The organism is Colwellia hornerae (genome assembly GCF_007954355.1).
Taxonomy (GTDB): domain Bacteria; phylum Pseudomonadota; class Gammaproteobacteria; order Enterobacterales; family Alteromonadaceae; genus Colwellia_A; species Colwellia_A hornerae.
In genome coordinates, this window is record NZ_VOLR01000002.1 from 42,549 (window position 1) to 66,770 (window position 24,222).

General features: G+C 38.4%; 21 protein-coding genes. 5 read left to right on the forward strand and 16 right to left on the reverse strand.

All coding sequences use genetic code 11. The features are described from left to right. The first annotated feature begins 29 nt into the window (after window positions 1-29). Entirely contained in the window at window positions 30-992 is a 963-nt protein-coding gene (gene ttcA, locus ESZ26_RS01345) for a tRNA 2-thiocytidine(32) synthetase TtcA (protein WP_146797494.1), read from the forward strand. Between the two features lie 108 nt (window positions 993-1,100). Here ttcA and ESZ26_RS01350 read toward each other — a convergent pair whose 3' ends face one another. The 13 genes from ESZ26_RS01350 to ESZ26_RS01410 form a co-directional block, all read right to left on the reverse strand. Continuing rightward, complete coding sequence (locus ESZ26_RS01350; protein ID WP_146797491.1) at window positions 1,101-1,967, reverse strand: glucosaminidase domain-containing protein; 867 nt, start codon at window positions 1,965-1,967, stop codon at window positions 1,101-1,103. 38 nt (window positions 1,968-2,005) lie between these two features. After that, on the reverse strand, window positions 2,006-2,794 hold the full coding sequence (locus tag ESZ26_RS01355) for a YciC family protein (protein WP_146797488.1): 789 nt from the start codon (window positions 2,792-2,794) through the stop codon (window positions 2,006-2,008). Window positions 2,795-2,877: 83 nt separating this feature from the next. Further along, window positions 2,878-3,471 carry a DUF1415 domain-containing protein gene (locus tag ESZ26_RS01360; protein WP_146797484.1) on the reverse strand — a complete coding sequence of 198 codons (594 nt, stop codon included), beginning with the start codon at window positions 3,469-3,471 and terminating at the stop codon, window positions 2,878-2,880. After that, window positions 3,464-5,242, reverse strand: a complete 1,779-nt coding sequence (locus tag ESZ26_RS01365) for an ABCB family ABC transporter ATP-binding protein/permease (protein WP_146797481.1) — start codon at window positions 5,240-5,242, stop codon at window positions 3,464-3,466. Before ESZ26_RS01365 ends, ESZ26_RS01360 begins: the two co-directional genes overlap by 8 nt. 267 nt (window positions 5,243-5,509) lie before the next feature. Beyond that, window positions 5,510-7,003, reverse strand: coding sequence for a methyl-accepting chemotaxis protein (locus tag ESZ26_RS01370; RefSeq protein WP_146797479.1), 1,494 nt, complete (start codon window positions 7,001-7,003; stop codon window positions 5,510-5,512). Window positions 7,004-7,020: 17 nt separating this feature from the next. Further along, window positions 7,021-7,770, reverse strand: coding sequence for a substrate-binding periplasmic protein (locus ESZ26_RS01375; RefSeq protein ID WP_223271671.1), 750 nt, complete (start codon window positions 7,768-7,770; stop codon window positions 7,021-7,023). A gap of 144 nt (window positions 7,771-7,914) precedes the next feature. Further along, window positions 7,915-8,649, reverse strand: coding sequence for a substrate-binding periplasmic protein (locus tag ESZ26_RS01380; RefSeq protein ID WP_146797476.1), 735 nt, complete (start codon window positions 8,647-8,649; stop codon window positions 7,915-7,917). A 9-nt stretch (window positions 8,650-8,658) separates the two neighbouring features. Continuing rightward, entirely contained in the window at window positions 8,659-9,339 is a 681-nt protein-coding gene (locus ESZ26_RS01385) for a TorF family putative porin (RefSeq protein ID WP_146797475.1), read from the reverse strand. A gap of 508 nt (window positions 9,340-9,847) precedes the next feature. Then, the gene (locus ESZ26_RS01390) at window positions 9,848-11,179 is read right to left on the reverse strand and encodes a sensor histidine kinase (RefSeq protein ID WP_146797472.1); all 1,332 of its coding nucleotides are present in this window, start codon (window positions 11,177-11,179) and stop codon (window positions 9,848-9,850) included. Window positions 11,180-11,209: 30 nt separating this feature from the next. Then, a complete protein-coding gene (locus ESZ26_RS01395; protein ID WP_190278370.1) occupies window positions 11,210-11,878 on the reverse strand; it encodes a response regulator transcription factor in 669 nt (222 codons plus the stop codon). Continuing rightward, window positions 11,875-14,928, reverse strand: coding sequence for an efflux RND transporter permease subunit (locus ESZ26_RS01400; protein ID WP_146797470.1), 3,054 nt, complete (start codon window positions 14,926-14,928; stop codon window positions 11,875-11,877). The genes ESZ26_RS01395 and ESZ26_RS01400 overlap by 4 nt, the downstream gene beginning before the upstream one ends. A gap of 36 nt (window positions 14,929-14,964) precedes the next feature. Continuing rightward, window positions 14,965-16,068: an efflux RND transporter periplasmic adaptor subunit gene (locus tag ESZ26_RS01405; RefSeq protein WP_146797467.1), complete on the reverse strand. Its 1,104-nt coding sequence runs from the start codon at window positions 16,066-16,068 to the stop codon at window positions 14,965-14,967. Between the two features lie 67 nt (window positions 16,069-16,135). Then, window positions 16,136-16,717, reverse strand: a complete 582-nt coding sequence (locus ESZ26_RS01410; RefSeq protein WP_146797466.1) for a TetR/AcrR family transcriptional regulator — start codon at window positions 16,715-16,717, stop codon at window positions 16,136-16,138. 144 nt (window positions 16,718-16,861) lie between these two features. Between ESZ26_RS01410 and ESZ26_RS01415 the strand changes: the two genes are divergently transcribed. Further along, entirely contained in the window at window positions 16,862-17,920 is a 1,059-nt protein-coding gene (locus ESZ26_RS01415) for an alkene reductase (RefSeq protein ID WP_146797463.1), read from the forward strand. A 56-nt stretch (window positions 17,921-17,976) separates the two neighbouring features. On the opposite strand, the gene ESZ26_RS01420 is transcribed toward ESZ26_RS01415, so the two are convergent. Continuing rightward, entirely contained in the window at window positions 17,977-18,270 is a 294-nt protein-coding gene (locus tag ESZ26_RS01420) for a hypothetical protein (protein WP_146797461.1), read from the reverse strand. A 109-nt stretch (window positions 18,271-18,379) separates the two neighbouring features. Between ESZ26_RS01420 and ESZ26_RS01425 the strand changes: the two genes are divergently transcribed. Continuing rightward, window positions 18,380-19,135 carry an ElyC/SanA/YdcF family protein gene (locus ESZ26_RS01425; protein ID WP_146797458.1) on the forward strand — a complete coding sequence of 252 codons (756 nt, stop codon included), beginning with the start codon at window positions 18,380-18,382 and terminating at the stop codon, window positions 19,133-19,135. 724 nt (window positions 19,136-19,859) lie between these two features. Here ESZ26_RS01425 and ESZ26_RS01430 read toward each other — a convergent pair. Both ESZ26_RS01430 and ESZ26_RS01435 read right to left on the reverse strand, forming a co-directional pair. Then, window positions 19,860-20,621: a Nif3-like dinuclear metal center hexameric protein gene (locus ESZ26_RS01430; RefSeq protein ID WP_190278369.1), complete on the reverse strand. Its 762-nt coding sequence runs from the start codon at window positions 20,619-20,621 to the stop codon at window positions 19,860-19,862. Window positions 20,622-20,652: 31 nt separating this feature from the next. Next, window positions 20,653-21,399: a class I SAM-dependent methyltransferase gene (locus ESZ26_RS01435; protein ID WP_146797456.1), complete on the reverse strand. Its 747-nt coding sequence runs from the start codon at window positions 21,397-21,399 to the stop codon at window positions 20,653-20,655. 71 nt (window positions 21,400-21,470) lie between these two features. Here ESZ26_RS01435 and gloB point away from each other — a divergent pair, with 71 nt between their 5' ends. Both gloB and ESZ26_RS01445 read left to right on the forward strand, forming a co-directional pair. After that, window positions 21,471-22,301: a hydroxyacylglutathione hydrolase gene (gene gloB, locus ESZ26_RS01440; RefSeq protein ID WP_146797453.1), complete on the forward strand. Its 831-nt coding sequence runs from the start codon at window positions 21,471-21,473 to the stop codon at window positions 22,299-22,301. A gap of 194 nt (window positions 22,302-22,495) precedes the next feature. Next, complete coding sequence (locus tag ESZ26_RS01445; protein WP_395880539.1) at window positions 22,496-24,112, forward strand: lytic transglycosylase; 1,617 nt, start codon at window positions 22,496-22,498, stop codon at window positions 24,110-24,112. Window positions 24,113-24,222: the final 110 nt, after the last annotated feature.

The following is a 24,222-nucleotide window of genomic DNA, read 5'->3' on the forward strand; positions in this document are numbered from 1 at the left end:
TTTTATTTTAAACATCTCTAGGAAACACTATGAGCGCTCAATCAGCGACACCAATAACATCTTTAACACCCAGCCAAAAAATACAGCTGAGTAAACTTGAGAAGCGCTTAAGACGACATGTTGGCCAAGCTATCGCACAATACAATATGATAGAAGATGGCGATAAAATAATGGTGTGCTTATCGGGTGGCAAAGACAGCTATGCCCTACTGGCTATTTTAATGTTGTTGAAAGAATCTGCGCCTATTCATTTTGATATAGTTGCTGTAAATCTCGATCAAAAACAACCAGGCTTTCCTGAACATATCCTTCCCGAATACTTAGACGCTTTGGGAATTGAATATAAAATTGCACAAGAAGATACCTACTCCATTGTTAAAGACAAAATACCTGAGGGGAAAACGACCTGTAGTTTGTGTTCTCGTTTACGACGAGCTATTTTGTACAAGGTCGCTGCAGAAATTGGTGCAACTAAGATTGCCTTAGGCCATCATCGTGATGATATGGTTGAAACGCTGATGCTAAATATGTTCTATGGCGGTAAATTAAAATCAATGCCAGCAAAATTGGTTTCCGATAATGGTGAGCATGTCGTTATTCGACCGTTAGCTTTTTGTAAAGAAGCAGAACTTATCCAATACGCACAACTAAAAGCGTTCCCTATTATTCCTTGTAACTTATGTGGCTCTCAACCTAATTTACAACGTCAAAACATCAAAAAAATGCTACAAGACTGGAATGTTAATCATCCAGGACGTATTGAATCGATGTTTACTGCAATTCGCAACGTGGTACCATCACATTTGTGCGATAGTGAGCTCTTTGATTTTAAAGGGATTAATGCTGATTCAGGTATTATCAATGGTGGCGATACCGCTTTTGATGATGAACCTATTATTGCCACGCAATTAACAAACAATGGCAATTTTGAAGATAATTCAAAAGCAACATTCTCATTAAGTAACAGTTTAAATGTTATAGAAATAAAGTAAAATCTATCTTAATTGCTATTAAGTAACTAAGCGCGATAACAACACCGGTAAAGAGGAGTTGATGTTATCGCTCTTTATCATTATCTGTTGACCATAAATGAGCCGCGCCTAAATAACTTTAGGTTTTGGCTTCGCCAATATCTTGTCAAAATAGACTTTATTATGACGGATCATTTCAGTTATTTCTAAGACATAATCAGTGCCTCTAATAGAATAACGTAACAAGCCTGTTGCTAATATTTGTGGAGATAGTGGCTGTTTTTGCGCGCGTAACTGCCCTCTAATTGAACGGAAAACACCATAAGCGTGATTGGTATTAATATTGTGTAAATAACGCTGTACCGCATGTTCTACACTATTAAATGCTGCTACTTCATGCTTAGCACCGTCATCTCTTCCTCTTGGCACCATGCCACAGCCTTTTTTATAACACCACATGCCAAAAAAATTCAAACCAACTCGAGCAAAACGAGAGGTGCCCCATGCGGATTCATTGGCTGCTTGCACTAACACTAATTCAACAGGCACTATATCAATACGCAACAATAGTTCATTAAGCTGCTGCAGCGGCGAATGCTTTTTATTAACTTTATATTTGTTAATTAAACGGTCAAGTAAGGCTTGTTGATCGGCTAAAAGATTTTCCTCGAGAAAAAGTGTTTCTATCATCAAGGACACTTCGACTCTTAACGCAAGTATATTGCTATTTTCTTGCGCTATTGCTGGGTAAATATAATGGAAAAATTGACGCTTCTTCGCTTTAATATCCCGTATTGAAGCAAAGTTGGGGATCTTCACATTATGAAGTGGTTGCTCAACCACTTTGACTTTCGCCTTTGCCACGGGAGCAATAACAACCTTTATCACTTCCGGTAAAGGAAGGTCAAACGTTGGTGTTAAAAATGTAAAAGGAGCAATAAGCGCAATAAAAAAAACACTTATTAGCAGGGTTCTCATCAAATATTGAATGATCATAATAGCCTTTTTGTTAACAATAAGGTTTGCATAGCGCTTTACGCTGAAAATGTATCACTCGTTTGCTGAGGGGCTACATCAACGGCTTGCAGCTGCATACCAAAAATTTCTCGGTATAAAATACCTTTAACATTATAAAATAGTGGTGCTATAAAAGTTAATGCCAATAAGAAAAGCATAACACCGATAACTGAAAACGAAGTTTTAGCGAGAATGGCTAAGGGAACTAACGATAGAAATAAGGTTAACAGCAGTAAGCTATAAATAGAGAGTAATTTAAACCACTGAAAACGTGTAACTTGTAAACTCAAGGTGATAGCTTTTATTGGTGATAGCTTTTTTTCTACCACTAAAGGTAAAGCTAATGATAAAGCAACCGCTAAATAAATACCTGGAAAGAAAAATAAACTCATGCCTAAGGTGATTAATACTGACGTTAACAGCGCACAAACAGCAACCCAACTGCCTCGTTTTAAGAAAGCAAAAATCAATTTACTGTTGGTTTTTAAACCAACCGCATGAAAAACGCCCATCATTTCTACCCCCACTAAAAAAGGATAGATGACCATAGTAACAACAATATTCAATAATGTTGTTGATTGTGGGTCTTTAATGACTTGATCAATGCCGCCCATAGTATTACTGATCAAAAATGAGACAACAATGCCCAAAATAAGCGTAAAAAGTAAGCCTAAGTTAATAGCGATTCGCGAGCGAAGTGTTAATTGCCATGCCTCTTTTAAGACCGAAGGAACGTCAATGGTATATTCACCTTGCAGAGATTTCTCTATGCTACCACCGATTTGTACTACTTTTTTTTCATCCACGAAAATGACTACCTTTGTCTAAGTTTTTCAACATTATAGCAAGTTGATTTGATATTGGAAAATAGCATAAACTTTCACCTGACTTATTGGTGTAATTTAGCAATGCGCTTTAAGATATTTTGAAAATAATGAGCACCTTTTTCTTGGGCTAAGGCAATATTATTATCAGGTATTTTCTGTGGGTCTTTATAAACAGATAATACTTTTTCCATACTTGCTTCACGTATTAAATGCAGCGTGGGTAATGGCGATCGGTTGGTATAATTAGAGGCGGCGTTAAACGGCTCGCCTTCAAAATAATAGTCGGGGTGAAAACTAGCCAGTTGAAAAACGCCTTCATAACCTAAAGTGAACAATAGTTCATTAGCCTCATCAAGTAAATCAAGATAGCTTTCAAAGCCTTTAAATCCTTCATTAAAGATCAATAAAGTCGTTTCTATATTCGGTTCAGCCACTAGCTTTTCAAATTGCTTGGTTAATACGGCTAACGCCGAAGCTATTTTTGTTTCCGAGCATAGTTGATAATGTATAGTGTTATTAACGAACTCTTTTTTAGCAAAAGGACAAAAGTTCAAACCAATAATAATTTCTTCTAGCCACTGTTTAGTTTGTAAAATTTCTACCGGGTATATTTTTTGACTAATCATCTTCAACTCAAAATTTTGTTTATCAGGCATTTTGTTGTAATTGCCACATAGTCGCATAATGACCATTTTTACTGAGTAAGGTTTGATGATTACCCTGCTCTATTATTTCTCCTTTGTGCAAGACAATAATATTATCGGCATCAATGATGGTTGATAATCGATGAGCGATCACTAAGCTGGTGTGATCTTTAGCTACCTCTTTGATTGCTTTTAAAATAGCTTGCTCTGAATGACTATCAAGTGACGACGTAGCTTCATCAAAGACCAGAATAGCAGGATTTTTTAAAATAGTGCGGGCAATGGCAACCCGTTGCTTTTCGCCCCCCGAAAGTTTTAAGCCTCGCTCGCCAACAACGGTTTCAAAACCTTTGGGTAATGAGGTAATAAAGTGACTTAAATGCGATAATCTCGCGGCTTCCTCAACTTGTGCATTACTCGCGTTTACATTGCCATATTTAACATTTTCAAATAAGCTTTCATTAAATAGCACCGTATCTTGTGGCACTATGCCGATATTCTTTCTTAATGAATGTTGCGTGATGTCAGTAACCGCTTCACCATCTATTTTAATCGAGCCTTGTTGACAGTCATAAAAACGAAAAAGTAGTTTCACTAAGGTAGATTTTCCAGAGCCACTCTCACCAACAACGGCCACTTTTTGCCCGGCTTTAACCTCGAAAGAGACATTTTTTAAAATCGGTCTTTGCGCATCATAAAAGAAGCTAACCTTATCAAACTTGATAGCTCCATGGCTTATAACTAGTTCTTTTGCATCTTTTGCATCAACAACCTTAGGTACTTTTTGTAATAAGGTAAACATTTGCTCAATATTGGCTAAAGAGCCTTTTATTTCTCGATAAACAAAACCTAAAAAATTTAAAGGGATAAACAATTGCATCATAAATGCGTTGACCAACACAAAGTCCCCTAAGGTCATTTGTTGATGGGTAACTTGGTAAGCGGCTAACGCTAACATTGCCGTCATGGCTAACGACACAATAATGGCTTGACCACCGTTTAAAGCAAACAGCGACAAGCGGTTTTGCATTTTGGCTTTTTCCCAATCTGCTAATTGACTATCGTAAGCTTTCGATTCATATGACTCATTAGTGAAATATTTAACCGTTTCATAATTTAACAGGCTGTCTATTGCGCGAGTATTACTTGATGAGTCAGCTTTATTTGCGGCTCTAATATAGCGCGTCCGCCATTCTGTTGCGTAAATAGAGTAAGCGATATAGCTGGCAATAGAGACTCCGGTGATCAACGCAAACCAAATACCATAATTCACCCATAATATGGTAATAACCATGATTATTTCCAGTAAGGTTGGCACGATATTAAAGACCATAAAACGCATTAAAAAGTTAACCCCAGAAGTACCACGGTCAATATCTCGTGACAGTCCTCCTGTCTGGCGGTCCAAATGAAAGTCTAAATCAAGTTGGTGTAGGTGTTCGAAAACTTTCAAACCAATACGGCGAATTGCTCGTTCGGTAACACGGCCAAATAAGGTGTCGCGGATTTCTGCCAGTAACACTATGGTTAGCCGCACTAAACCATAAGCGGCAACCAATGCAAAAGGAACAATAAAAATATTGTTTTCTTGTTGAGCGTTAAGTCCATCAACAATATCTTTTAAGATAAAGGGCAGATAAACACTGGCAATTTTAGTCAAAACCAAGCATAACAGGGCAAAACCTATACGTGCTTTAAATTCGAGTAAATAAGGGATAAGTGATGTCAGCACTCGCCAATTAATGGTGGTGTTTTCAGGTGATGGATAAGAAGAGCGACGCATTTAAAAATTTGACTCTGGAAGGAATTAATCAAACTTTAACGGCTTTAATCACTTAAAGCAATCAAGAAAAAACAGCCAATACCGAACAAAGCGTCTGTATTGGCATTTATAACAATTATTGGCTTTCGCAAGCAGCTTTATTAGCCAAAGAGTGACAAAAAAAAACTTGTTAGTTGTTAAAATTCCTAACAATTTACAACCAAATTGCTGATTAATATATTTATAAAACTAAAATAATTGTGTCAGATACCTTTATCAACGTTTCCACTACGCTTTAAATTGTTGGGTTAATTTATTAAGCTCATCTGATGAGTCTTGCATCAGTTGAGAGTTTTTTGTCATTTCATTAAGTTGCTCTAAGCTACTATGGCCGGCACTAACGATCCTATTTACGTTACTACTAAGTTCTTCTGCAACTGTGCTCTGCTCTTCAACGGCGGTAGCGATTTGCGTTGCCATTTCGGTGATTTGTTCGGTCGAGCTTAAAATACTGTTAATGGACTGGCCCGAACTTAGGGCATTTTCTACCGAAGCTTTACTTTTAACTTGGCTATCTTCCATGACATGTACGGCTGATTTTGCTCCTGTTTGTAGGCGCTCAATGGTCTGTTGAATTTGCGCCGTACTTTCTTGCGTTCTACTGGCTAGCGCTCTGACTTCGTCAGCGACCACAGCGAAACCACGCCCCTGCTCTCCAGCCCGGGCCGCTTCAATAGCAGCATTTAACGCTAATAAATTTGTTTGTTCAGCAATCCCACGAATAACATCTAAGACCGACACGATACCTTTAACATCGTCTTCTAGTGCACCCACAACCTTGGTTGCTTCGTTAAGATGTTCAGATAAACCATTAATTGATTCAATAGATTCTTTGATAATAGTTGATACCGCTCGTGCATCTTGGTTTGCTTGTTCTGCTGAGCCCGCGGTTAACTGAACATTATTAGCAATTTCTTTTGCTGACGCTGACATTTCAGTAATGGCAGTCGCCACCTGATCTGTTTCAGATTGTTGATTTTCTAAATGGCCTCGACTAGCCTCAGATGCTTGACATACGTTATTTGAGACCTCTGAAGTTTGTTGTACCGATTGTTGTATCGCTTTAACAAGTAACTGAATTTTATCAACAAAAACGTTAAATGATTCAGCAACCAAGCCTATTTCATCTTCACGTTTCACCCGTATCCGCTGAGTTAAGTCCCCTTCGCCACGGGCAATATTCTCTAGTGCAGAAGCAACTTCACTTAATGGCTGAGTCACTAATTTAGCAAATAATAAATAAATGGCTGAAATTAAAAAGACATCGAGTAATACCCCTTTAATAATAATACGGGTGGCTAAAGAAGATAGCTCGCTATCTATCGAAGAGCTGTCTATAAACAAGGTAACATTGCCGACATTGGTGCTTTGACCATCTTCGAGATGCTGTAGTTTAAAGGTAATCGTTTCGCTGGTTTTCATGCCTTTTGATTGAGAAATTATTTTCTTATCCTCATTGGTTATTTCTATCAGCGCGATATCCTCTGATTGTTGCTCTGAATTTAAAATACCCTTCATTTGGTCTTCTTCATAATTCCAGACAGCAGAAGGTAAATTAAGCTTTAACCGAGATTCAACTAAAGATAGTTGATTTTTTTGCTTATTTTTTAGTAGATTACTTTGCGCCATATAATCATAGACACCAAAAGAAATAACCAGTGCAGTGACAATAATCAGTGCTGAAAAAATAAGTTTAAATGAAATAGATTTAGTAACGTTCATATTATTTTTATACCTCTTTACTGCCAGTCTTTCAGGCCATATTTATCTAGAATAACTTTAAGTTGTCCCGATTCTCTCAGGGTTACTGTACCTTTTTCGACTAATTCGATATACATTTTACTGGTTGATTTCACAGGGGAACAAGCAATATAAATCGGTGCTTTTTCCGAGTTGGTCCCAGCGATCTTAAGTGTTGAATTAAATCCTAGCGCTTTCAATTTTGCATTAGCTACCGCCACCGATTCAACCACAACATCAATACGGTTGTTGGCGAGTTTTTTAAAGTTTTTTTCCAAAGCATCTTTTCCTGAAACATCTTTAAATACATCAGGTCGACTTTTTATCAGTGCATCAAACTCTTCACCATAGGCATAACCGCTGATAACGCCAACTTTCTGCGATAAAAGCGAATCAAAGCCGGTAAACTGCCACGCAGATTCATTCTTTACGTAATAACCAGTGCCATCCATGCCCCAGCTGACAGTAGGGAAAATAAAGTCGGGTGCATCTTCAGGATATGCACCAACCACACAGTCAAATTGACCTTCGCGTACTGATTTAACTGCTCGCTCCCAAGGCATGACTTTATAATCTACGGTATGACCTGCGGCGGTAAAAATTGCCGTCGCCATATCTATCATATAGCCTTGCTCTTTGCCACTAGGATCACCATTCATCGGGAACCAGTCATCTGCACGAATACTTACCGTTGCTGCATCAGCGGGCAACAACATAGCAGTAAACAGTAAACCAATAGCTAATTTCATGATATTCACCTTATCTTTTAAATAAAAGTCAAAATATTGATTAGTAAAAAATTATAGCTGTTCACATCAATCATCGCCGGTAGTTACATCAATTGACTGAAATAGTGTTCGAATAAATCTTTTCTGTGATTATTGACGTTAATACTATTTATTTAAATATTTTTCCATGACGGCATTAATATCTATTTTATCTAAACCTTGATTATAAATAGTTAACCATTGTTGCCCTTGTTTGCTCTTTTTAAAAGCAACAAACAATTCCTTCTGTGTCAACAATTTGCTATTCATTTGCACTTCTCCTTGTACCTTAGCTAAATCTTCACTGTTCGCTAACAAGTAATTAAAAACATTGCTATCGATGACAGCAGCGTCAATACGCTGCCCCGCAACTTTACGAATATTGGTTTCATCAGAGGTCGCTGTTTTTGCTTTTATCTCGCCACTGGCAATAAGTGCATCAACTTCAGCGGTATTGACATAATCTTGCACCACGCCAATTTTATATTTTGTTAAATCTTTCACTGAAGACCAAGTAATCGGCTTATTTTTATTCTCAATTAAACCCAAAGGGCCTTTTCCCATCGGATTAGAAAAAGAAAACTCATCCGACTGATAGTAATACTCGGGAAAATAACCCACATATTTTGAATCTGATTCCGATGCCAGTTTCACCGCTCTGCTCCAGGGGTAAAAGTCTACTTTTAATTCATGGCCCATGGCTTTAAATGCTGCTTTAGCTACCGCAACTGATGCACCTTGTTCATTTAAAGCCTTACCAGAATAAGGCGGCCAAGTTAGTGATGTCAGGTAAACGGTGTCACTAAAAGCGGGTGTACTAAAAGACAAAATCAAGATAAGTTTTATTACTTTATTAAACATGGCTATCTCCTAAAACTGAAATGTACGAGCAACGGTAAGCAATAGTGTGGTATCGCCATAAGTATCTAAATCAGTGCCGTGCAGCCCTAATGAAAAATCAAAACCTTTGGTACTAAAGTTACTGGTTACTTGCCAGTGGGTGTAACTATCAGTACCGGGCTCCCATTGCCATTTGTTATCATCTAAACTACTCGATCTATCGATGCCAACTAATAGAGTCAAATCATCATTAATGGTGAAGGTATGGTTTAGCATAACAATATAATGACCAGCCCCAGTGCCAAAGTAATCCCACGCGTACCAAATATTTAAATCGGTCGCGCCAAAATTCCACTTAGTATAAATTTCACTATAATTACCATCAGAGCTATAACTTGCGCCGTTGTAAGTATATTGGGCGACACCAGCATCAAGGGTAATTTCTTCATTTATCGCCATTGAGTAGCCGAGGTAAACATCGACTTCAAAGCTGGTATCATCACCAAAGTCGACATTCGACGCCCAAGCACCCGCATACCAACCCGAAGCATCTGACCAATCAAGGCTGCCCTGCAAGGCCGGACTTTCATCTGTCTGGCTTACGCCATTAAAAAGATAATCACTTGCTAGCGTCACTGTCGAAGAAAGATCAGCGAACGCAGATGTAGATATTGTTAATAGAGTTGTCACCAATAATAAACGTTTTTTCATTATGTTAGTCCGATATAATTATTATATAAAATTATAGTCAGTGATTTTTTAATAACAATATTTTACTGATATTATTTAGATAATAAGATGATTCTGCTCATTAATATTGGCAAGTAGAGGTTATTTCTAACCTTAAGTGATTTCCAGTTAATTGCGATGAAATAATAAGGAGGAAGGTAGCCTTTTATCATTGGCGCGTACTGCGATCATCGAATTCAAATCAACTTGACTTTTTAACAAGAGAAAATGGTTGATTCGATAAGTGAACGATTATTAAGAGGCTTATTTATTTAAGGCGCGGTTAGAGAGCCACTTAAAGTAACTTAAAATATAAGGACGACAATCGGTAATATAATAACCACAAACGCCATGAATAATTATACTATGACCGTCGCCAAGAATAGCCAAAATTAGCGACAGAACGATAACCCCGATAAGGTCTTAAATATACCTCGAGTATATAGAAAGTAATATCTGCTAATAAAGATCAAATATAAAGTTAGCTAGATTAAACTGATTGTCGAAAATCAATAATCGCTTTACGACCGCCACACCGCTGATTATTTTGATATGACCAGTGCATTTTATTAACGATTTTATCGACTAATCTTAGGCCCAAGCCATAGCCATAATCGGCACCGCTGTGATCAAGCTCTCCCTCACTGATATTGATATTTTCAACAATGACCATACATTGGCTACATTGAATGATAACTTCACCGGCGGCGGTATATTGAAAAGCGTTACGAATTAAGTTGTTCAGCACCAAGCGGCAAGGTGTTTCAAAGACTTTAATATAAGTAGGTGTCAATTCAAGTGTGACCTTGACCTGCTTGCTTTGCAATAAGTACGCATTGTCTTCGACTAAATTGTCTATCATCAAATTTAAATCTAATTCGGCTAACGCTAATGTTTGTTGACTTCCTTGTGCTGTCGATTGCTCCTGACTTAACCATAATAGCGTTTCAGTAGTATGTTGCATATTCAGTGCAGCTCTACTAATACGAGCTAACGACTGATCTCCCTTGTCTTTATTATTTTCGCTCGATAGTATTCGTGTTAATAATTCACTATTACTTTTAACAACCGCAATAGGCGTGCGTAATTCATGACTTGCATGGCGTAAAAAGTCTTGCTCTTTATCGAGTATCGCGCCGAGCCTCAATAAGGCTTTTTTTTGCTGATTAGCAATGACTGTTAGTTCATAAAATTCAAAATTAGGTGTTTGCTCGTTAACATTTTCAAGCGTTAAACTTTCAACCCAATCACCAATTTGATAAAAGGGTTTTAGCGTTCGCATTAATAATAACTGCACCGAAAAGTGCATAATGATTAAAAAAACCAATGCTATTGGCCAAGTTAACTGAAACATTTTACTGATACCCATTTGGCTTAAGGCATCATATTGCTTAATGTTGATGCTTCTGACTAAGTAGAATGTTTTACCATCAAATAATGGCTGAGCTATAATAAAAATCGCTTGCTCTGGCCATGAAATAAAAGTGTCGTCCGTAAATATACGCATGTTGTCCATGGTCATTTTGTTAACATTTTCGAAGTCAGCAAAATGTTCTTGAACGTTAGTTGGGAGATTTTTCCAGCCTAAAAAACCTTGAAAGTGAATGGTATTGGGCAGCGGATGATGGTTGTTTATTTGATATTGACGTGCAAAGTCATTACTTTCTAAATGCAAGTCCTGAAAATTAGCTTCATCTAGGCCATGAATAAAATAAAAATTAATCACTAAGGTGTAACTAAGTACTATGATTAAAGCAATCATGCTCTGTACTTTTAAGACATAACGTCGAAGCGTTTGTGGTTGTTTTTTATCGTTACTCATATTAATTTTTTACTAAAAAATTGATTTTTATCAGCCGCGAAAAACAAAACCTTGTCCTGGCACCGTGTGAATAAGCTTATTTTCGTTAGGGATATCGACTTGTTGCCGTAACTTAAAAAGATGTACTTTTAAGCTATCACTGTCGGGTAAATCATCCCCCCAAACAGCTTGTAATAGTTGCTTTTTTGACACCACTTCTGGTGATTTACGCATCAACACTTCAAGGATTTTCCAACCGGTTGGCGATAATTGTACACTACGTTGCTGCCGTTTTAAGGTCTTAGCATTAAAGTCAGCATCAAGACCGAACAATGATAATAGTGTTGTTTGACCACTACGGCGATTTGCTAACACCTGAATACGGGCAATCAGCTCTTGCATTTCAAACGGTTTAACCAGGTAATCATCTGATCCTGCTGCAAAGCCGGCCAATTTATCATCTAAAGTATCTCGAGCGGTCAACATTAAAATTGCGGTGCTATTACCTTGCTCGCGCATCTTTTTACAGACGGTTAAACCGTCCATACGCGGCATATTAACATCGAGGATCATCACATCAAAATGGTGATTACTGAGTAATTCTAAGCCAGCAATACCATTGGCCGCGTGATCACAAGTGATGCCTTCTAAGTCGAGATAGTCGATAACTGTAGTCGCTAAATCAAGATCATCTTCAACTAATAAGACATGAATTATCATCGACTTATCTTAAAGAAGCTGGCATATAAAACAGGTACAACCGCCAAAGTTAACACCGTACCGACACCTAAACCAAATGCTAATACCGTTGCCATACCGTAAAACATTGACATCGGGTCTATCAATAACGGTAATAAGCCCATAATGGTGGTAACGGTTGTCATCGTTATTGGTCGTAACCGTGTTAAACAAGAATTAACAATCGCTTGGTAGTCACCAAGTCCTGATGCACGTTCAATTTCAATCCGGTCAATTAAAACAATCGCATTGTTAATAATAATACCCGCCAAACTATAAATACCTAAGGTCACCATAAAACCAAAAGGCGCACTCATCACTAATAAACCAACAACTGTACCTATTAGTGATAAGGGAATAGTTAAGACAATAATGGCCGCTCGGCGAAATGAATTAAATTGCATCACTAATAGTATTAACACCAAACCAATAACCATCGGCATACTGGCACCAAGCGCCTGTTGTGCCTCTTTAGACTGGACAATAACGCCATCGTATTCAATTAAATGGTTAACGGGTAAATCTTTCTTTAATGCTTCAATATCAGCGTCGATAATACCTTTTAGATCTTCAGCCGTCATTTGGGTATTACTGGCTTCAATGGTGATGGTGGTAAACATATTCTCACGTTGAATTTTTGCATACTGATTAACCGGAATAAAATCGGCTACTTGAAATAAGGGCACTGATGCCCCTGTTTGATTAGAGAAGATTGAAACAGTTCGCAGCCTATCTAAATTAAAACGCTCTTCTTCTTCAGCGCGAAACACTACAGGAATAATATCATCGCCATCACGATATTCAGTAACATTAGCGCCGCTAAAATAGCCTTGTAATGCCGTTGCTACGTCAGAAGAGGTAACACCGGCGCGACGGGCACGATGTTGATCAATTTTAACCTGCATTTTAACAATACGATTTTCCCAATCAGTACGGACATTTTTGGTATAAGGGACCGCTTGTAAAACAGCCATAATTTCTTTGGCTTTTTCATACAAAATATCTTTATCTGGACCTTTTACTTGAATACTTATGGTGCTTGAATCAGAAGGACCGGCAAACATCCGCTTAACGCGTCCAGAAACATTAGGGAAATTTTCAATAATACCGTTATGTAATTTATTAACAAACCTATTAATCTTTGTCTCATCTTTAACGTTAATGACGACAAAGCCTTTATTATTCGCGGGATCTTCTGGGTTAAGAGTCAAGACAAAACGCGGACCATTAAAACCAGAGTACCCCGAATAGTTACTAATTTCAGGAAAACTCGCCTCATCATCTAACCAGGTAAACACCTCTTGCATTTGACGGTTAGTTTCTCTCGCCGAAGTTCCATTAGGTAAGTCAATGTACATCATTACCTGAGTGCGGTCAGAGTCGGGAAAGAATTGTTTTTTCAACAAGCCAAAACCACTCAATGATACGATTAATGCGATCACCATCAGCGCCATAAAAATCGCTTTATGCGCTAAAGCCCAATGAAGAAATTTTTCATATACTTGATAAAATTTCGTTGAATTTTCAGTCGCTTTATCTGTGGTAGTACCGTTATTTTCAGCTTTAATAAAGAAATAACAAAGCGTCGGCGTTACACATAAGGCTAAAACCCAACTGGTCATTAACGTTATCAGTATAACCAGAGAAACTGAACGGGTGAACTCTCCCGCAACATGCTCAGCAAGCATTAAGGGTAAGAAAAATAAAATCGTGGTTACCGATGAACTGAGCAATGGCATGGCAAGTTCTTTACCGCCTTGGCACATAGCGTCAAAGCGGTCTATGCCTTGTTCAATTCTTCGTTTGAAGTCTTCTGCGATAACAATGCCGTTATCAACCAATAAACCCAGCGCAATAATAAGTGTTGCTAGGCTCATTTTTTCTAACGTCATGCCAGAGAATTTCATAATTGCTAATGTAGTTAGCATCACAAAAGGCACAATTGAACCAACAATTAAACCGGTACGTAAACCTAAAAAGTAAATAACAACCAGCAATACAATCACCAGTGTTTGTATTACATTGATTGAGACCCCTTCAATAGATTTTTGCACTTGATCTGCTTGATAAGTCGCAATATTTATTTTGTAACCAATCGGCAAAGTGTTTTCAATATTGGTGACCATATTTTTAACTCTTGGCGCATATTCCAATAAATTATATTTTTCCAGCATGGAAACCCCAAACATAATAGCAGGCTCGCCATTAAAATAAGCTGGTTTGTCTGGCGGATCAATAAAGCCTCGGCGCAGGCTAACAATATCTTTTAGCGCTATAGTATCGTCAGTCCCGGTGATCCTAATATGGGTATTACCTATTTCTTCCAGTGAAGAAAAATTACCGGTCGGCTCAACCACAATAGAACGTAAACCGGTATCGATTTGTCCACCTGGACTAATAATATTTTGATTTTGCAGTTCACTGATAATGCTACGCGGAGAAATACCCAGTTGAGCGAGTTTGGCCGTTTTCACTTCAAGGTATATTCGCTCAGCTTGAACGCCAATAATATCGACTTTTTTGGTGCCCGCAACACTGTATAAATTGTCGCGAATATGTTTCGAAATATCATACATTTCACCTAAGTCAAAACCGTCAGCGGTTAAGGCTAAAGTCACCACAGAAACATCACCAAATGAGTCATTAACAAAAGGAGGACTAGTCCCTTCTGGCAAATTCAATTGCGCTTGTTTAACTTTATTACGTAAGTCTTGCCAAATATTATCTAGATTAAAATAGCGATCGTAAATTTCGACGTGTATAACCGATTGTCCAGTCATTGAGGTCGAAGTGAGCTTTTCAACTTCAGGAATTTTTCTAATTTCTTTTTCAATGGCACGGGTAATTAATTGTTCAACACGTTCGGGGGCCATGCCAGGGTAAGAAGTGGTAATAATGGCTTTACGTATAGTTATTGTTGGGTTTTCTTGTGCCGGTAATGTTAAATAAGCAAAAACACCGTTGATCAATAATAAGGCAAGTACCATTAAAATGGACTTTCGGTAGGTAAAAGCAATTTTAGTTAAATTCATAAAAGTCTCTAAATTTCAAGTTATACGGGAACGTGATTAATTAAAACGCTTTACATGTTTATCAAGCAACCGAACCGATTGACCATCACGTAAAAACGAGACTCCGGCAATCGCAATGATTTCTCCTGACGATAAGCCAGCAGAGACCAAGACTTCATTGTTTAAAATACTTTCTGTTTGCACCATACGTTTTTGTAAAATTTGTTGTTCAACGTTATAAACAAATACATACGATTTTTGTCCTTCATCCGCCGCCAGTGCTGCAATAGGGAGACGAAAAGCTTTACCTTGATAACCGGTTCGTCCAATACCTTGAAAGGTAAAATCAACTTCTGCAGTCATGCCAGCGCGTAAATTTTTTGTTTCAGAATTAATAAGAATAGTCACCGGGAATGCATTAGCTGTAGCGGCGCGCGAGCTAATTTCTGCGATTGTGCCTTTACTGTTTAAGCCAGGAAATGCCGGATAATGAATATCAATTTCGCTTCCTTTAGATAAATCTCGGATCATCGTTTCGGGGACCATAACTTGCACTTCTAAACCATCGTCACCTTCAATTTGAAAAATGGCTTGGCCCGGAGAAATTTGCATAGAGGGTTCGCTAAGACGTTTCGTTATTTTACCATTATAAGGGGCAGTTAATATCGAATCACTTAAATCTTTATTGGCGATATCAAGTTGAGTTTTAGCAATATTTACGGCACTGCTTGCTGATTCAAAAGCTGCTTTGGCATTATCGAAGCCAGATTTTGACACTAAACCTTTTGCCGATAACTCGGCGTAACGTTTGTATTCATTTTCAGTTTCAGAGAGTGCAGCATAGCTTTTTTGTAGGTTTGCTTGTGCAGATTGACGGCTCAAATTAAAGTTTCTTTGGTCTAAACGCGCTAGGGCATCGCCTCGCTTAACTTCATCACCGAGTTTTACTTTTATCCATTGTATTTTTCCACCAACCTCAAAACTTAAATTAGCTTCTTCAACCGGATAAATAGTGCCAGACAAACGACGCACTTGGTCAAATGAGGTTTGCTGAACTTCTTGCCACGCAATAGGACGAATAACTTCTTCAAAAGGCTGCTCTTCTTTACCACATCCTGAGAGTACTGTGATAAAAGAAAAAGCTAATAAAAATAAACGCATACAAAAACTCCATGAAAAAAAACTGCAATAATAAAGCTATTATAGCGGCTTTACAGTTAACGACAGGTTAATTATCAATACTGTCAAATAATTGCTCAGCTAACGCTTGTAATGTTTCTTGATCGGGATTTGATTGAGCAAAAGTGCGTAAGCCATAAATCCCCATCATTAAAAACTGCGCTAAGTGTTCACTCTTTTTATTTAATGATAATTCTTTTGCTGCCTGCGCTTGCGTAAACTTATCAGCTAGCGATTGTTGCCATTGCAAAACATTGTCAGCAATAACAGCTTGCACTTCTTGGTCTTCTTCTGTTGACTCGTAAAGGGTTTTAATAAATAAGCAGCCTTTAGCGGGATCACCACTGACACACTCACTGACCATATGGTCCAAATATTTTTTTAATTGTGCCAGAATTGTTTCATCGCTTAAGAAAAACCGTGAAAACTCGACATTACGATCGGCTTTATACTGTGCGATAGCGGCTAGAAGTAACCCACGTTTATTATCAAAAGCACAATAAATTGAACCTGGGTGTAGACCTGTCGCCTTTTTTAAATCAGGCATACTGGTTTTGCTATAGCCTTTTTCCATAAATAAGCTCATCGCAGCTCTCAGTACTTTTTCTCGATCGAACTCAGCATTTCTCATGGTTACCACTTATCAATTATCGACACGATAAGGACATGATACTTAATTTTGAACAATCATTCAAAAATAATACTTGAATGATTGTTCAATAAACGCTATCTTGAACGCATATTCAAGAAAGAAATCGATTAATAGAGATAATTAATGACTGATAATTTATTACAACCTTATGCACTAAATAACACCATCACTTTAAATAACCGTATCCTAATGGCGCCATTAACACGTTGTATGGCTGATGATAACTTAGTGCCTACGTTAGCAATGGCTGAGTATTATGGTCGCAGAGCAGAAGCAGGTTTAATTATTTCTGAAGCAACAATAATCCGCCCTGATGGTCAAGGTAATCCAAATACACCCGGCTTATTTACCAAAGAGCAAGTCAACGCTTGGAAGTTTGTCACCAAGACGGTTCATGATAAAGGTGGTAAAATATTTGCTCAACTTTGGCATACCGGCCGAGTTGCTCATCCTCACTTTTTTGAGCACAATAATAATGGCTCTAGTGATGTTTTAGCACCATCGGCGGTAGGTGTTGAAGGTACAGTGCCGAGAATGCGCGACTTAAACTATCAAGTGCCGAAAGCCGCTACTCATCAAGACATCGAGCAATTAGTTGCAGACTACGTTCAAGCGGCAAAAAATGCTCTTGAGGCAGGTTTTGACGGTGTTGAAATTCATGGTGCTAACGGCTATTTAATTGACCAATTCCTTCATTATGATAGTAACCATCGCACCGATGAATACGGCGCGACACCAGAAAATATGTCACGTTTTCCATTAGCTGTTGTTGACGCTGTTATTGCCAGTATTGGCAAAGATAGAACGGCATTAAGAATAAGCCCAGGTGCCTATTTCAATATGTCTGGCGATGTAAGAGACCGTCAAGTATTTGATTACTTGCTCAACGAACTTGAACAGCGTGATCTTGCTTTTTTACATTTAGGTATTTTTGATGATGCTATGGTCTTTGATTATTTAGATGGCCAAGCATCAAGTTATATGCGCGCTAACTACACTAAAACCTTAGTTGGTGTCGGCAGTTATACTCCTGATACCGCCAGTGTTGCCATTGCCAATAATAAGTTTGACCTAGTCGCTATTGGACGACCTTTTATTGCTAATGCTGATTACGTCGCTAAAGTACGTTCAGGTATCGACTTAGTTGAATACAATGCTGAGATGTTAACAAGCTTAGTTTAATAAATAGCGAAGCGAAGCATAAATGACTTCGCTTTTTTCAGTCGCTTAATCAAGGCTTAAATGGCTAAAAAATATCCATAATAAAGCCGAGCCCCGACCAGTGACTCCAGTTCAGCACTGCTTGGAAAGCTAGGCCATTTCTTAGCATTTTCCTCAACCACTGCTTCATTTAACCACACCAGTTGCCAACAAATTTCTTCATCATTGTCAGTCTTAAGTAATATATTATGTGATATTAATACCGCGTTTTCATTGTTCATTTCTGCAAACAATAATTCACTTAATTCAATCACTCTTTGTTGATTTTCTTTGCTAACAGAAAATACGGCAAACTCATGGCAATAGGGCATGTAAACTCTCGGTTGGTGATCAATCAATCACTTCACTTGGTATATCTATCAATGATGATTATAATCTCAAATAATATTTCAAATATACAACGACCTAAGATTAATTACTATGGATCTATTTTTAGTTAAAAAAATTATTAGCGCGCTGATCATGCCGTTAAGTATTGTTATACTATTACTGCTATTGGCTATTATTTTTTATCAATATAAAAAGAGATTCAGTTATAGCTGCTTAATCTTAGCCACCTTATTATTAACGCTAAGCTCATTTCGTCCGTTTGCTAATTTAGTAATGGCACCACTAGAAAGTCAATATTCCGCGTTTACCCGCTCAAATAAACCTGTTGATTATATTATTATTTTAGGTTGCAGGCACACCACTGATGCTCAATTACCAGCGACTAGCGAATTAGGTGTCTGTTCATTGCAACGACTCGTTGAAGCAATACGAATTTTACGTATTCACCCAGAAGCGCAGCTAATTACTTCCGGTTATGCCGGCAATGACGAAACGAGTAATGCCGAGAAAGTTAAGCAAGCTGCGATGTTATTAGGTGTTGCTGAGAGAAAAATAATTGTTGAAGGATTTCCGCAAGATACCGAAGAAGAAGCACAATTAATGGCGCCGAGGGTCAGTGGGAAAAATGTTGTTTTAGTGACTAATTCTGATCACATGCCGCGTGCGATTAAGTACTTCCAGCTAGAGGGTATTAACCCCATAGCTGCCCCTGCAGGAAAATGGACCAAAGGAATGAATGATAAAAAATACTGGCATGACTATGTTCCTAGACCTAAAAATTTAGAGCAAACAACTTATGCCTGGTACGAAAGCATAGGCCGCTTGGTTCAGTGGTTAAAGAGCTAATAGCGGCTTCTATTACCATCATACTGAACTCGTTTCAGTATCTGATTTTTGCCTTCTTCGCCGTCATGCTGAACTCGTTTCAGTATCTGGTTTTTGCTTTCTTCACCGTCATGCTGAACTCGTTTCAGTATCTGGGTTGGTGTTTTGTTGTGCAGTGCGAGATCCTGAAATAAATTCAGGATGACGGATGGAGGTCAGAATAGCGGGTGGAGTGCTTTCAGTATCTAGGCTTTGTCTTCTTCACCGTCATGCTGAACTCGTTTCAGTATCTGGGTTGGTGTTTTGTTGTGCAGTGCGAGATCCTGAAATAAATTCAGGATGACGGATGGAGGTCAGAATAGCGGGTGGAGTACTTTCAGTATCTAGGCTTTGTCTTCTTCACCGTCATGCTGAACTCGTTTCAGTATCTGGGCTTTGTGTTTTGTTGTGCAGTGCGAGATCCTGAAATAAATTCAGGATGACGGATGGAGGTCAGGACGACGGATGGAGGTCAGAATAGCGGGTGGAGTACTTTCAGTATCTAGGCTTTGTCTTCTTCACCGTCATGCTGAACTCGTTTCAGTATCTGGGCTTTGTGTTTTGTTGTGCAGTGCGAGATCCTGAAATAAATTCAGGATGACGGATGGAGGTCAGATGACGGATGGAGGTCAGATGACGGATGGAGGATCAGATGACAGAGAGATCAGATCACGGATTGGGGCAGCATGACGGCTGAGTATATTTTTTAAGCAGGATTATCAATGTCGATAAAAACTGTCGGTATTGATAATTCTTTTTCAAGGTGTTTGGCCAACGCTTTAGCGCCATAACGCTCGGTTGCATGATGGCCGGCCGCAAAGAAATGAATATCCATTTCAGTGGCAACATGGGTAGTTTGCTCTGAAATTTCTCCGCTGATAAATGCGTCAATGCCCTGCTCCGCGGCAAGTTCAATATAATTTTGTCCACCACCGCTGCACCAAGCGACTGTCTTTATTTTTTTATTAGAAGGCGGCGTAATATGTAAGCAATTTCTTGATAATTGCTGAGAGATACGTGTGCTCAGTTCATCACCTGAAATATGATGAGAGAACTCACCACGCACAGCAACGCTTAACGGGTTGCCAACTTCTAGAGGTTGGACATTATTTATTTCAAATAATTGAGCAAGCTGCGCGTTATTTCCTAATTCAGGATGAATATCAAGCGGCAAATGGTAGGCAAATAAGCTAATATTGTGATCAAGTAGCGCTTTAATTCGTTTATATTTCATGCCACGAATAACATAAGATTCATTTTTCCAAAAAAAACCATGATGGACTACTAAAGCATCCGCTTTTTCATCAATAGCTTGGGCAATTAAAGCTTGTGTCGCCGTTACGCCGGTGACAATTTTATGGATTTCGTCACTGCCTTGAACTTGTAAACCATTAGGACAAAAGTCTTTAATTTGTTCAGGCTTTAGCAAGGCATTTAGGTGGTGCTCTAATTCATTACGATGGATCATTGCTCTGTTCTCTTTGTTAGGGACTTAAAGATTAGTTAATTTTATGTGATGAATTCATACTCGGCACTTCTACTTGATTAAACTTTGGCCTTATCTTCCACTTAGGCTTAATAGGCGTTAATGGATGAACACGTTTTTTGGCCACTAAAACATAGATAGAACCGAAATTAGGTAAAAAGTCACTGGCGAGTTTTTGCCAAACTTGGACAATTTTACCTTGGCTTAAGCGACCAGACAAAGAAGAATAAATAACTTTCTCATCGACTAATATTTCATAGCCCATTAAATGTAGCCAATCTTTGACTCGCATCGCCGAAAAAAAACGCTCGTTCCACGGGGTGTTATGTTTACGATAGGGAATAAATTTATTTAGACCCGCTAAACTAAAAGGGTTAAAACCGGTAATCACTAAATAACCATTAGGGATCAATACCCGGCTAGCTTCTCGCACAACATGGTGAGGGTCGAGTGAAAATTCTAAAGCATGGCTGAGTAAACAGACATCAATGCTATGTTCTAAAAACGGTAAATCGTCTACATCGGCGATAATATCACCGTTTTGTTTTCGTTCAACCAAATTCATTTGATGCTTAATTGTACAGCCTGAACTGTCTATATAACCACTGAGTGCGCCAATTTTTAATAAATGATAGCCAAAAAACTTTGGCCACCACAGCGCTAACACTTGTTCAATTTCTTTAACTATCACCTCACCATTTGGTAAAGCTTGCCAAGATTTTGGGTAATGGGGTTGGCGATAGCCCAAAGCAGGTTTCATCAGTTAGATACGCCTTTTTAGTTCGTTTACGGGTATACTAGTTACTCTAGCTTCATTGAGGACGATTTAACGTGCAAAGTCAAACACTAAAGCCAATTTTGATTACGGCAATTCCCGCTTTTACCGACAATTATTTTTGGGCAATCACCTCTTCTCAAGAAAATGTGGCTAATCAAACAACGCTAAAACCGGTTGCTCTGGTCGATCCAGGAGATGCTAAGCCTTGTATTAAATATTTAGAAGAAAATAATTTACAGCTTTGCGCTATTTTAATCACCCATCATCATGCTGACCATACCGGAGGCGTTGCTGAATTAAAAAGCTACTGTAAAAATAAAAACTGGTCACTTACTGTTTACGCACCTGAAAATGAAAAAATAACCAATGTTGATGTGCGGGTGATGGATAAGCAAATCATCGAAATTGCCGCGCTTGCAACCTCTTTTGAAATAATTGACCTTGCAGGACACACCTTAGATCATATTGGATATTACACCGGTGATGTTGTTTTTTGTGGTGATACTTTATTCTCAGGCGGCTGTGGACGAATATTTGAAGGGTCACCGAAACAGATGTTGAGTGCTTTAACCCGTTTAACCGACTTACCTGATCGAACACATGTTTACTGCGCTCATGAGTACACCTTAGCTAATTTACGGTTTGCACTGGCTGTCGAGCCTAATAATGCTGAACTTGTTCACTATTATAATCAAGTGGTTGAGCGTCGAGCCAAAAACATTTCAACCATCCCTACTTCTATTTTGCTTGAGAAAAAAATCAACCCATTTTTGCGTTGCCAACAACAAGAAATCATCGATAGTGCTGTTGATTATAGTGGCAAAAAGTCAATAAATACCTTAGCAACCTTCACCGTTATTAGGCAGTGGAAGAATGAATTCTAAGCCGGTGACTCTTTGACTAATATACAAGCCACGCTTGAATAAGCAGGCTAAATAAGTGAAACTAACCTTAAGTAAATTAATATAGTGCCTACATGAACTTTCTCTTAAAAACATCAAAAAAATCACCTGCTAAAATATATACTTTTGCAAAAGCTTTACCACTGTCATTTTCTGTTGCTGCTGCTGTTATCCTAATGGGTTGTCAAGCGACGTCAGTGCAAAATAGTAATGGCTCTCAAGCAACAGATATTAACCAACGGATGATCGCTAGTACTGCTGAAATTAATCAGGCGATATTAGCCGATGAAAACATTGATATTATTCATCCGGTTGCGGATGTTGAATTTACCTTAACCGACCCAGAAATTGTTGATGATATTTATGTATCCGACGATATCTGGCAGCGTATTCGCACTAAATTTACCTTTGAAATTCCAGAAGATAAGCGCCTCACACAACAACGCAATTGGTTTGTAAAACATCCTGAATACCTTGACCGCGTAGCAAAACGTGCTGAGCCCTTTATTTATTATATTGTGCAAGAACTTGAAAAAAATAATATGCCGTTAGAAATAGCGCTTTTACCTATAGTTGAAAGTGCTTTTGATCCCTTTGCTTACTCTCATGGTCGCGCTTCAGGTATGTGGCAATTTGTTCCAGCAACCGGCAAGCGTTTCAATATGAAACAGAACTGGTGGTATGACGGACGCCGTGATGTTATTGCATCAACACAGGGTGCAATTCAATATTTAAAGTATTTAAACAAATTTTTTGATGGTGACTGGCTATTAGCACTCGCTGCGTATAATTCTGGTGAAGGTCGCGTAAAACGTGCGATGAAAAAAAATGCCCGTAAAAATTTACCAACAGATTTTTGGTCTTTAGATTTACCAAGAGAAACTAGAGCTTACGTACCAAAACTACTCGCTTTGGCCGATGTGATAAAACGTCCTGAAGATTTTAATATTAAACTTTACGAAATTGAAAATAAGAGTCAAATCACTAATATTGATATAGGCTCGCAGCTAGATTTAGCAAAAGCGGCTAAGTTAGCCGATTTATCTTTGGCTGAATTACAGCGCTTAAATCCTGGTTTTAATCGTTGGGCAACCGACCCTGATGGTCCACACCGTTTATTAATACCTAACCATAAAGTCGCTAACTTTGTGAAAAAACTCGCTGAACTCCCCACAGAAGATCGTTTAGCCTGGCAGCGTTATAAAATTAAAAATGGAGATAACTTAGGAGAAATCGCCCATAAATTTAATACCGATATCAAATTAATTAAGCAGGTTAATAATATCAAAGGCACGCAAATTCGTGCTGGCAAACACTTATTAATTCCTGTTGCGACGCAGTCGCTTGACAGTTATGTCTTTTCTCAAAAGCAACGCACCGCGACCACCAAAAACCGTCAACGAAATGGCGAGAAAACAACACACCTTGTCGTCGCAGGTGATACCTTATGGGATATAGGTCAAGCATATAAGGTCAGTAGCCGAAGTATCGCAAAATGGAACGGTATGGCGCCACGCGATGTCCTAAAACTTGGGCAAAAATTGGTTATTTGGCAAAAAACGGCAATGGTTCAAGAAAACTTAGCCAACACAACGTCTTATCAACCGCCAGAGCAGGCGATCATGCGAAATATCACCTATAAGGTAAGACGTGGTGACTCCTTCGCACGTATTGCTAATAAGTTTAAGGTCTCTATTAGTGACATTGAACGCTGGAACAGCTTAAATCGCAAAAAGTACTTACAACCGGGTCAAATGATAAAGTTGTCGGTTGACGTGACTAACAATATTTAATCAATAATATTTGATTGTAAAAAAACGCGATTGACTGCAGTCTCTAGCGTTTTTTTTATATAAAAATCTGCCCCTTATAACCATATATTAGTTTTGAGCACAAATAGCAC

Coding starts and splice junctions, on each gene's coding strand:
- ESZ26_RS01430 (WP_190278369.1), bottom strand. CDS start 20,621: ATGATCCATCGTAATGAATTAGAGCACCACCTAAATGCCTTGCTAAAG.
- ESZ26_RS01370 (WP_146797479.1), bottom strand. CDS start 7,003: ATGAACGTTACTAAATCTATTTCATTTAAACTTATTTTTTCAGCACTG.
- ESZ26_RS01395 (WP_190278370.1), bottom strand. CDS start 11,878: ATGATAATTCATGTCTTATTAGTTGAAGATGATCTTGATTTAGCGACT.
- ESZ26_RS01350 (WP_146797491.1), bottom strand. CDS start 1,967: ATGATCATTCAATATTTGATGAGAACCCTGCTAATAAGTGTTTTTTTT.
- ESZ26_RS01375 (WP_223271671.1), bottom strand. CDS start 7,770: ATGAAATTAGCTATTGGTTTACTGTTTACTGCTATGTTGTTGCCCGCT.
- ESZ26_RS01425 (WP_146797458.1), top strand. CDS start 18,380: ATGGATCTATTTTTAGTTAAAAAAATTATTAGCGCGCTGATCATGCCG.
- ESZ26_RS01365 (WP_146797481.1), bottom strand. CDS start 5,242: ATGCGTCGCTCTTCTTATCCATCACCTGAAAACACCACCATTAATTGG.
- ESZ26_RS01400 (WP_146797470.1), bottom strand. CDS start 14,928: ATGAATTTAACTAAAATTGCTTTTACCTACCGAAAGTCCATTTTAATG.
- ttcA (WP_146797494.1), top strand. CDS start 30: ATGAGCGCTCAATCAGCGACACCAATAACATCTTTAACACCCAGCCAA.
- ESZ26_RS01420 (WP_146797461.1), bottom strand. CDS start 18,270: ATGCCCTATTGCCATGAGTTTGCCGTATTTTCTGTTAGCAAAGAAAAT.
- ESZ26_RS01435 (WP_146797456.1), bottom strand. CDS start 21,399: ATGAAACCTGCTTTGGGCTATCGCCAACCCCATTACCCAAAATCTTGG.
- ESZ26_RS01360 (WP_146797484.1), bottom strand. CDS start 3,471: ATGCCTGATAAACAAAATTTTGAGTTGAAGATGATTAGTCAAAAAATA.
- ESZ26_RS01445 (WP_395880539.1), top strand. CDS start 22,496: ATGGGTTGTCAAGCGACGTCAGTGCAAAATAGTAATGGCTCTCAAGCA.
- ESZ26_RS01415 (WP_146797463.1), top strand. CDS start 16,862: ATGACTGATAATTTATTACAACCTTATGCACTAAATAACACCATCACT.
- ESZ26_RS01380 (WP_146797476.1), bottom strand. CDS start 8,649: ATGTTTAATAAAGTAATAAAACTTATCTTGATTTTGTCTTTTAGTACA.
- ESZ26_RS01390 (WP_146797472.1), bottom strand. CDS start 11,179: ATGAGTAACGATAAAAAACAACCACAAACGCTTCGACGTTATGTCTTA.
- ESZ26_RS01385 (WP_146797475.1), bottom strand. CDS start 9,339: ATGAAAAAACGTTTATTATTGGTGACAACTCTATTAACAATATCTACA.
- ESZ26_RS01410 (WP_146797466.1), bottom strand. CDS start 16,717: ATGAGAAATGCTGAGTTCGATCGAGAAAAAGTACTGAGAGCTGCGATG.
- ESZ26_RS01405 (WP_146797467.1), bottom strand. CDS start 16,068: ATGCGTTTATTTTTATTAGCTTTTTCTTTTATCACAGTACTCTCAGGA.